This window comes from Microbacterium sp. B19, assembly GCF_000333395.1.
Lineage (GTDB): Bacteria > Actinomycetota > Actinomycetes > Actinomycetales > Microbacteriaceae > Microbacterium.
The window spans coordinates 1-7970 of sequence record NZ_BADA01000337.1; the positions used below are offsets into that span (position 1 = coordinate 1).

Here is a 7970-nt window from a genome sequence, read left to right on the forward strand (position 1 = left end):
CCGCCAACACCGTCGGTGGCGTCATCGGCGCGGTGGGGCTCTCGGTGGCGCGCCGCCTTCACCGAATGCATGCACCCCCGAGCCGCTGACGAACGGTCGTCACCGCGGCGTCTGCGGAGAATCGAGCAGAGTGCGCGCTGCCCGCCATTCGCGTCGCGTCTGCGGTGGCGGGTCGATGCGGGCGGTCTGACCGCTCGGACGGAGGAGGCGCACCGCGTGGTGCACGATGCCCTCGACTGCCTCCACCGCGTTCCGCTCGAATTCGTCCCACACCTCGGTGGGTGCTCCGATGGGATCCACGAGGTCATCGTCGCCCGCAGCGCCTCTCCGCGGGCGGGAACGGAGTCGCGCGGCAGCCTCCGCCAGCGCACCCCAGTCGCCACGGATTCCCCGCGGATCAGTCTGCTCACTCAGAAGACGGGCGAACTCCCGGACGGTGAAGGTCGTGTCCAGGAGGTCCGGGCGCATATCGAGCACTGTGCGCCGATGGATCGCCGCCGCGCACAGGACCGTCACCCCGGACGCGAGCATGCGTTCATCGAGTCGGCGCGTCCGATGGGCGTGGATGTCGAGGCCGTGAGCCCGACCGATCTCGACGATCCGGGGTTCCGCCGCGCGGCCGGGGCGGGCGGCGGAACCCGCGCTCTCGATGACGGGAGGAGTGAGACCCGTCCCCGAGAGACGCGCCCGGAGCAGATGCTCGAGAAACGGAGACCGGATGGCGTTGGCGGTGCACACGATCAGCACGCGCGTGCAAGTGGGAGAGATGAGGACAGCCCCTTCCTGGACCGCGCGAGGAACCTTCGCGCTCCTTCAGTTCAGCCGCTCGTCCCGATGCGCGCGGCCATCCGCGCGAAAGCCGGAACGCCGCGAACGCGGGTGAATCCCGTACGGCGCTGCGCCCTTTCGGGTTCAGGACGACAGTGCCCCACCGATCCCGGGATCCTCCGTCAGGATCCGTCGCAGTTCGGCGGCACCGCTGAGGCTCAGCGCGAGGCCGCCGCCCCCCACCTCGATCACGAGCCAATCGTCCGCGTCGTCCGTGCGGCGCAGCACACCCACCTCCACATCGGCCTCCGTCCCGCGGCCCTGCTCATGGACACCGCGCACCCGGGCCGGGAAGGCGATGCCCGCGCTCCGGTGCGTCTCATCGTCGGGATGCACCGTGCTGCCGTGCAGCGTGGTACACCACGCGAAACCGCAGCGCGCGACCTCAGAACGGGGATGGACATCGGAATCGCTCATGCCGAACACCTCTCTCTTCGGATCGCCCGCGAGGGCGACCCGATCATCGGTGGGCACAGACGAAGTGAAGCACGAGCCTCCGACACCGCCATCAGCGCCCGGGCGCGATGCCTCCCGGGGGCTCCGGAAGCAGGTCGGCCAGACCGATCCCCAACACCTCCGCGAGGCAGACGATCGTTCGGAGGCGCGGGTTCGCCGGCGTGCCGGGGTTGGATTCGCCTCGCTCGAGCTTGCGGTAGGTGAACGTCGCCAACCCCGCGGCATGGGCCACATGCTCTTGCGAGAGGCCCCGCTGTCCGCGGGCCTGAAGGAGACGGGCACCGAACACGCGGGCGAACTCGTTCCAGGGATCGGGCACGTCGGTCATGCGTCCAGCTTGACCGGTCAGCTACGCGCACATGAACATGCAAACATGCGGTGCGCTGAACGCGTCGGGCTGCGCACCCTACACGGCGCGGGGTGACGAGGCATCCCGTTCAGGTGACGGTCGGGGCGATCCCGCTCAGGCCGACCGACACGATCGGCGCAGCCGAGCAGCAGCACGCCGCGGGGCAGCGACTCCCGCCGACCGTTCACCCCCCTCGCGACCGATGGAGGCCTCGCTCTCCCGCATCTGTCGGATGACAGAGTGCCCGAACCCCGCGCCTCCTGTTCCAGCCCAGAGGCGCATCATCTCCGGCCACTGAGCCCGATCAGCGGAGGACCCATGGATCTCGCCACCTCGTCGTTGGCTTCACCAGCCATAACCAAAACCTTCACCCCATCGCGAACGACCCGACGACGCCCGTGGCAAACGCGGTTCGCCCGGCTGCTCGCGGTGACGGATGCCCTCGTCATCGCCGGGGCCGTCTTCGGAACCCAGCTGATCTGGCTCGGGCCCCAGCCTCCCGGCGTGGGGGCCTCATCGATCGGCTACACGACAGTATCGGCAGCACTGTGCGTCGCCTGGTTCCTGGCGCTCACGCTGTGGGGGACCCGCTTGCCCCGCGTGGTCGGACACGGCGTCGCGGAGCACCGGCTCGTCATCGCCGCGTCGCTCCAGCTGTTCGGACTCGTCGCCATGATCGCCTACCTGTCCTCGGTCGAGCTCTCCCGCGGGTACTTCCTCTTGAGCCTCCCGGTCGGGACGGTCGCACTGCTGGCGACCCGGACGGCCGCCCGCTCGTGGCTGACCGCGCGCCGTCGGAACGGCGACATGTCGGCGCGCGTCGTCCTCGTCGGAAGCGCAGAGGAGAACGCCCGCGTGGCGGCACAGATCGTGCGCCAGCCCGGAGTTGGGCTCACCGTCGTCGGTGTGCACCTCGTTCCCTCCGACGACGCCGAGGCCTGGAACGACGCACACGCCCGGCATCTCCAGCGTCGTCTCCACGAACTCGACGCCGACAGCGTCCTCGTCACGGGAGGAGGTCACCTCGACGCCCACGACATCCGCAGAATCGGGTGGAGTCTGGAGCCCGGACGGCAGCATCTCATCATCGCGGTGAACCTCACCGATGTCGCCGGTCCGCGCATCCATACCCGTCCGGTCGCGGGTCTCCCCCTCGTCCATGTCGAGACTCCGCAGTACTCGACCCGTCAGCGCGTGCTCAAGCGGGCACTCGACATCGTGGGGTCCCTGTTCCTGCTCGTCGCGCTCAGCCCGATGCTGCTGGTACTGGCCACCCTCGTACGCCTCTCGGGCCCCGGCCCGATCCTCTACCGCCAGGAGCGCGTGGGGCAGGGCGGGAATCACTTCGGGATGTTCAAATTCCGCTCGATGATCGACGGGGCGGACGCCCGCCTTCCCGAGCTCCTCGCCGCCCAGGGGCGCGACGGGACACCGCTGTTCAAGGTCGAGAACGATCCGCGCATCACTCCGGTCGGCCGAATCCTCCGGAGATACTCCCTCGACGAGATCCCGCAATTGATCAACGTTCTCATCGGCCAGATGAGCCTGGTCGGCCCCCGTCCTCAGCGGGACGCGGAGGTGGCCTTCTACGACGACGACGCCCGCCGGCGTCTCATCGTCCGCCCGGGGATGAGCGGGCTCTGGCAGGTCAGCGGACGCTCAGCACTGTCGTGGGAGGACTCGATCCGTCTCGATCTCTTCTACGTCGAGAACTGGTCGCTCGTGGGAGACATCGTCATCCTCTTCCGGACGGTCAAGGCGGTGCTCGCGCCGGGAGACACCGCGCACTGAGTCAGACGTCGAAGGCGCCGGCCCCCCAGGGGACCGGCGCCTTCGACGTTCTCCGCGGGCGCGGTGATCAGCCGCGCTGCCGTCGGCGGGGCGGCAGGTCATCGCGCGCGCCCCCCGGGGTGCTACCGGCGACTCCCGGTCCTTCACGACCCGGATCACCCGGGAGTGCCGGAACGTTCCGCCGCTGCGCGAGGGTGCGCAGGCCGCTGACGTTGTCCGGCGGCAGGTCCGTCGAACGTCGCCGCGGGCCGGGCGCCGCCTCGCCGGTGTCGGCCGCCGAGGACTCACCGCGGTGGAGGAGACGACGCCACCAGACCGTGCGGGCCGCCCCCGAAGCGGGCACCCCGTAGCCGTAGTAGCCGCCGTACTGCGTTCCGTAGTAACTCGAATCGACGCCGCGAAGAGGCACCCGGTTGAGCACGACCCCCAGCAGCCTTCCCCGCGTCTTGGCGATGTTGCCCACCGCTCGGACGAGCATGTCGTCCGTGGTTCGTCCGGCCGTGACGACGAGCACCGCGCCGTCCGCCCAGCTCGCGATGACCGCGGCGTCGGCCACGGCGAGCGTCGGCGGGGAGTCGATGATGACGACCATGTCGTCGGCGAGCCCTCGAGCGAGCTGTTGCATCCGTTGCGAGCCGACCATCTCGCTCGGGTTCGGCGGCGTGCGACCGGCCGCCACGACGAACAGCCGTCCGTGCTCATCCACCTGGTGCGCGACCTGATCGATGCGCGCGCGACCGGCCAGGACGTCGGAGAGTCCGACGTCGTCGGAGAACCCGAAGGTCGCACCCAGCACCGGCCGACGCAGGTCCGCGTCGATGAGGATGACGGACTGCCCCGTCGCCGCGATGCTGACGGCGAGATTGGATGCCGTCGTCGACTTGCCGTCACCCGGAAGAGGGCTCGTGACGACCATGACCCGCGCGGGGTGGTCCACATCGACGTACTGCAGATTGGTTCGCAGCTCGCGCACCGCCTCCTTGTGGGCGAAGGATCCACGGCCGTCGCGGATGTCGTCGAACGAGAAGACCGCGCGACCGGCAGCGAGCTCCTTGTCGACGGGCAGGATACCGACCACCGAGGCGTCGACGGCGTCGGAGATGTCCCGCGCGGATCTCACCCTCCGATCGAATGCCCGTCGGACCAGTGCGAAAACCACACCCGCAATCGCACCGACCATCGCTCCGATAGCGACGGCGAGTTTGATGTTCGGCGAGGACGGCTCGGTCGGCAATCGCGCAGAATCACCCGCGATGAGCCGTACGGCACCCTTTGTCCCGCTGGTCGCCTCCAACTGATCCACCTGCACCGTCATGCCGTGGAGCCAGGCCTGCGCGAGATCTCGGGCCGCCTCCGGCGTCGCCCCCGTCGCGTCGACGCGAACGTTGACCGTATCGACCGGGTTGGACACATGGACGCGCTCCACCAGCGACTCGGGACTGTCGCTGATGCCGAGGTCAGCACGGGCGGTCTCGGCAACGTCTCGCCAGTAGCCCATGTCGATGTAGGACTTCACCTTGGACAGCGCGAGCTGGTTACCGGCGAGCGCCGAACCGGTCGAGCCATCGGACGACGCACTGGCGACGTATCCGCTCGCGTCAGCCGTGTAGACCCGCGGCTGCAGCGCACTCCATGCCAGGCCGGCCAGCCCCCCGATGATCGTCAGGGCGACGATCGTCTTCCAGTACGCGCGCAGGATTCGCACAACGCGTTGCATGTCCACTCGGGTTCCGCCTTTCGCCTCGGCCCGCCTCGGAGCGTCGAGCCGGTGGGCAGCTTAGGCAGGCCCCGCGGGGTTGCTCGACGCGCCTCGGAGACCGTGGAGCGGGCGAAACGAAGGGGGAACGGTCACCGTCGCCCGATGGTGAGACGGGCGCGCGAAGTGTGATGTCGGTGGGGTGAAGGAGGGATGACGACGGGGATGAAACCGCTCCCTTTGGGTCAGGCGAGGGCGAACATCAGCCCAAAGATCGGGTGAAGCGCACCGCCCGTCCTGCGCATCCCTCACCGCCCGCAACCCGATCCCGGGCCGTCGACACCACCGTCTTGAGAGTTGGAGAACACGATGCTGATCGATCTGGACACCCCTCCCACAGCCGCTCGCGCCGCGCGGCGCTCCAGCCGCTTCTGGACACCGCGGACCGTCACTCTCTCCGCGCTCCGCGCGGCTCTGGAGAGCGATGTCGTCCTCCTGCGGGGGCCCGCCGGGGTCGGGAAGAGCGCACTGCTGCGTCAGTTCGCCGGCGCCCTGGAGGACGACCCGGGAATCGGCATCCAACTCCTCGATGCGGGCGCGGTCGGCTCAGAGACCCTCGAGCGGGTCGCCGCCGCCTTTCGAGACGGGCCGCCGCAGCACGTTCTGCTCCTGGACAATCTGACCGATGGACCCGGCATCGACTCCGCCGCGGTCCTGGAACTCCTCCGGTCGGATCCCACGTTGCGCGTGGTCGTCGCCACCCGGCACGTGACTCGCTTGGAGAGCCCCCTCATCGCCCTGGAATTCGACGTGCACGTGCTCACGCCTGCGGATCTCCTCATGTCGAGGGAAGAACTCACCCTCGTCCTCGAGCTCAACGGCATCGAGACCACGGACGTCGCCATCGACGTACTGATGCGAAGGACGCACGGGTGGCCGGCGCTCGCGCAGCTCGCGAGTTCACGACTACGTCTGGAGGGGCTCCCCCTGCGCACGCGAGACGAAGCCGAGGCCATCGCCGACTACGCGGCGGAGGCGCTCACCGCGGACATGGAGGCGCACCTCTCCGCGCCGGTCACCGATGAGGTGCGTCTGCTCGCCGTGGCCCCTTACATCAACGTCGAGCTCGCGGACGCGATCGGGATCGACTCGACGACCGGCACCACGAGCGAACTCCTGACGGAGTTGCAGGACGCCGGCTTCGTGTGGCCCAGCACGACCCGCCTCGTTCTCGCCGAACCGGTCCGTACGCAGTGGCTCCGCGAGATCACCGCCGGCGCGCCCGAGCTCGTCGAGCACGCGCGCCTCCGCCTTCTGGATCACCTCGTCGCCGCCGGAGAGCCCCTGCGCGCCGCGCAACTCGCCGTCGACGCGGGGCAATGGTCGACCCTGGGATCGATTCTGCGGGCAGCGGGCCCGGAGATCTGGGCGCGGGACGCTTCGGCATTCGCGACGCTGACCGAGATGCTCCGCAGCCACGTCGGTTTAGATCCTGTATCGGGGAACGGTATGCTCGCCGTCGTCCAACAGACGGCGGAATCCGCCGAGACGTCCGGAATTGTCGTTGGAGCACTGGGGCGCCTCCCAGAGGCGAAAGCGTCCGGTCAGCACCACATCGAGGCGGTCATCATGCGGGCGAGCCTTATGCGCGCCGCCGGGCGATTCGACTACTGGCGTACCGAGTCCGCATCCCTGCTGGTGGATGCCCTCGGCAAGTGTCCAGCCCTCGCAGAGGACGTCGTCGCCGAGGGTTGGTATCAGGTGTGGATGACCCACCTGGCGATGGGAAAGGTATCGCGACACCAGTTCTCGCGCTTGTCCAGGTCGAGATTCTGGCACCTCCCGCGCGGCGGCTGCGAGCGCGGGGAGTGCTCGCGATCGTGGCGCTCCTCGAGGGCGACGTCCGCGCCGCCGGGGTCCTGTGCGACGCCGACCAGGAGGACAGCTGGCTCGCCTCGCCGTGGGGGGAGGGCACGCGTCTCGCGGACGCGTGGCTCCGACTCGAACGCGGGGATGCCGCGGGCGCGCGGGAGCTGCTCGACTCCATGACGGCGACGGGCGGGGCTCGGGAACTCTGGCCGTTCGCGGCGTCGATCCAAGCCGTCGCCTTCCTCCTCTCGGGCGCCGCCCCGGACGCCCTCGGAATGCTGCGATCGTGGATGGCTCGCACACGGAGCACTCCCCCGTCGCACTTCCAGTCGGTCCAGTTGCTCACGGCCCGCGCGAAGGTCCTCATCGCCCTGCGCCAAGCGAGGAAGGCCCTCGCCCTGTTCGAGGGCCCGTTCGGTCTGTCGGGCGCGACGGCGCCCGCGATCGCGCTCTCTCAGCTGTACGCCGGCCGCGCGCACGAGGCGTACGTGATGAGCGTCAAGTGGGGCATCCACCAGGACTCGTCGCCCCGGGCCGCCCTCGAGAGCCTCGTGGTGAGCATGGTCGCCGATGTCCGACTCAACGGCACGGCAGCCCACCGTTCCACTGCTCAACGAGCGGAGGCGCTCAGTGCCCGCCACGACCTGTGGAGTCCGTGGAGCGCCGTGGCGCCCGAGGATCGCGGGCTCGTGCTCCGCCTCCTGTCGCCGAGCGCGAGGGACCGCGTATCCGAGCGCGCCTCCTTCTTCGCCTCCTCCGTCAGTGTCCCTCACCTGACGAAACGGGAGCAGGTCGTGCTGGCCCAGCTCACCCCCACCTCGACGATCGCGGACATCGCCCGTGCGCTGGTCGTCTCACCGATACCGGTCAGACGCAACTGCAGAGTCTTTACCGCAGCTCGAGGTGTCGGATCGGGCGAGTGCGATCCGGGCTGGCAACGCGTGGGGCTTGATCGAGGCCGAAACGACGTGTGAGGAGCGG

Annotated in this window: 7 protein-coding genes and 1 pseudogene; 3 read left to right on the forward strand and 5 right to left on the reverse strand. The window is 69.4% G+C overall.

All coding sequences use genetic code 11. The features are described 5' to 3' along the window. Window positions 1-99 precede the first annotated feature (99 nt). The 4 genes and pseudogenes from I5G_RS26520 to I5G_RS11995 all read right to left on the reverse strand — a co-directional run bounded on the left by I5G_RS26520 (window position 100) and on the right by I5G_RS11995 (window position 1612). Window positions 100-300 (reverse strand): hypothetical protein, encoded by a 201-nt coding sequence (locus I5G_RS26520; protein ID WP_239642532.1) that lies wholly within the window; start codon window positions 298-300, stop codon window positions 100-102. A gap of 135 nt (window positions 301-435) precedes the next feature. Continuing rightward, a pseudogene (locus I5G_RS27320) lies at window positions 436-747 on the reverse strand (hypothetical protein); the annotation flags it as partial. A 165-nt stretch (window positions 748-912) separates the two neighbouring features. Then, the gene (locus I5G_RS11990) at window positions 913-1254 is read right to left on the reverse strand and encodes a hypothetical protein (RefSeq protein WP_148286482.1); all 342 of its coding nucleotides are present in this window, start codon (window positions 1252-1254) and stop codon (window positions 913-915) included. A gap of 82 nt (window positions 1255-1336) precedes the next feature. Continuing rightward, a complete protein-coding gene (locus I5G_RS11995) occupies window positions 1337-1612 on the reverse strand; it encodes a helix-turn-helix domain-containing protein (protein WP_022879270.1) in 276 nt (91 codons plus the stop codon). A gap of 450 nt (window positions 1613-2062) precedes the next feature. On the opposite strand from I5G_RS11995, the gene I5G_RS12000 reads away from it, so the two are divergent. Further along, on the forward strand, window positions 2063-3424 hold the full coding sequence (locus I5G_RS12000) for a sugar transferase (protein ID WP_239642533.1): 1362 nt from the start codon (window positions 2063-2065) through the stop codon (window positions 3422-3424). Window positions 3425-3491: 67 nt separating this feature from the next. Here I5G_RS12000 and I5G_RS22190 read toward each other — a convergent pair whose 3' ends face one another. Continuing rightward, window positions 3492-5141 (reverse strand): polysaccharide biosynthesis tyrosine autokinase, encoded by a 1650-nt coding sequence (locus I5G_RS22190; RefSeq protein ID WP_148286483.1) that lies wholly within the window; start codon window positions 5139-5141, stop codon window positions 3492-3494. A gap of 348 nt (window positions 5142-5489) precedes the next feature. Here I5G_RS22190 and I5G_RS12010 point away from each other — a divergent pair, with 348 nt between their 5' ends. After that, window positions 5490-7169, forward strand: a complete 1680-nt coding sequence (locus I5G_RS12010; RefSeq protein ID WP_022879273.1) for an ATP-binding protein — start codon at window positions 5490-5492, stop codon at window positions 7167-7169. A gap of 110 nt (window positions 7170-7279) precedes the next feature. Further along, entirely contained in the window at window positions 7280-7963 is a 684-nt protein-coding gene (locus tag I5G_RS25365; protein ID WP_148286484.1) for a hypothetical protein, read from the forward strand. Window positions 7964-7970: the final 7 nt, after the last annotated feature.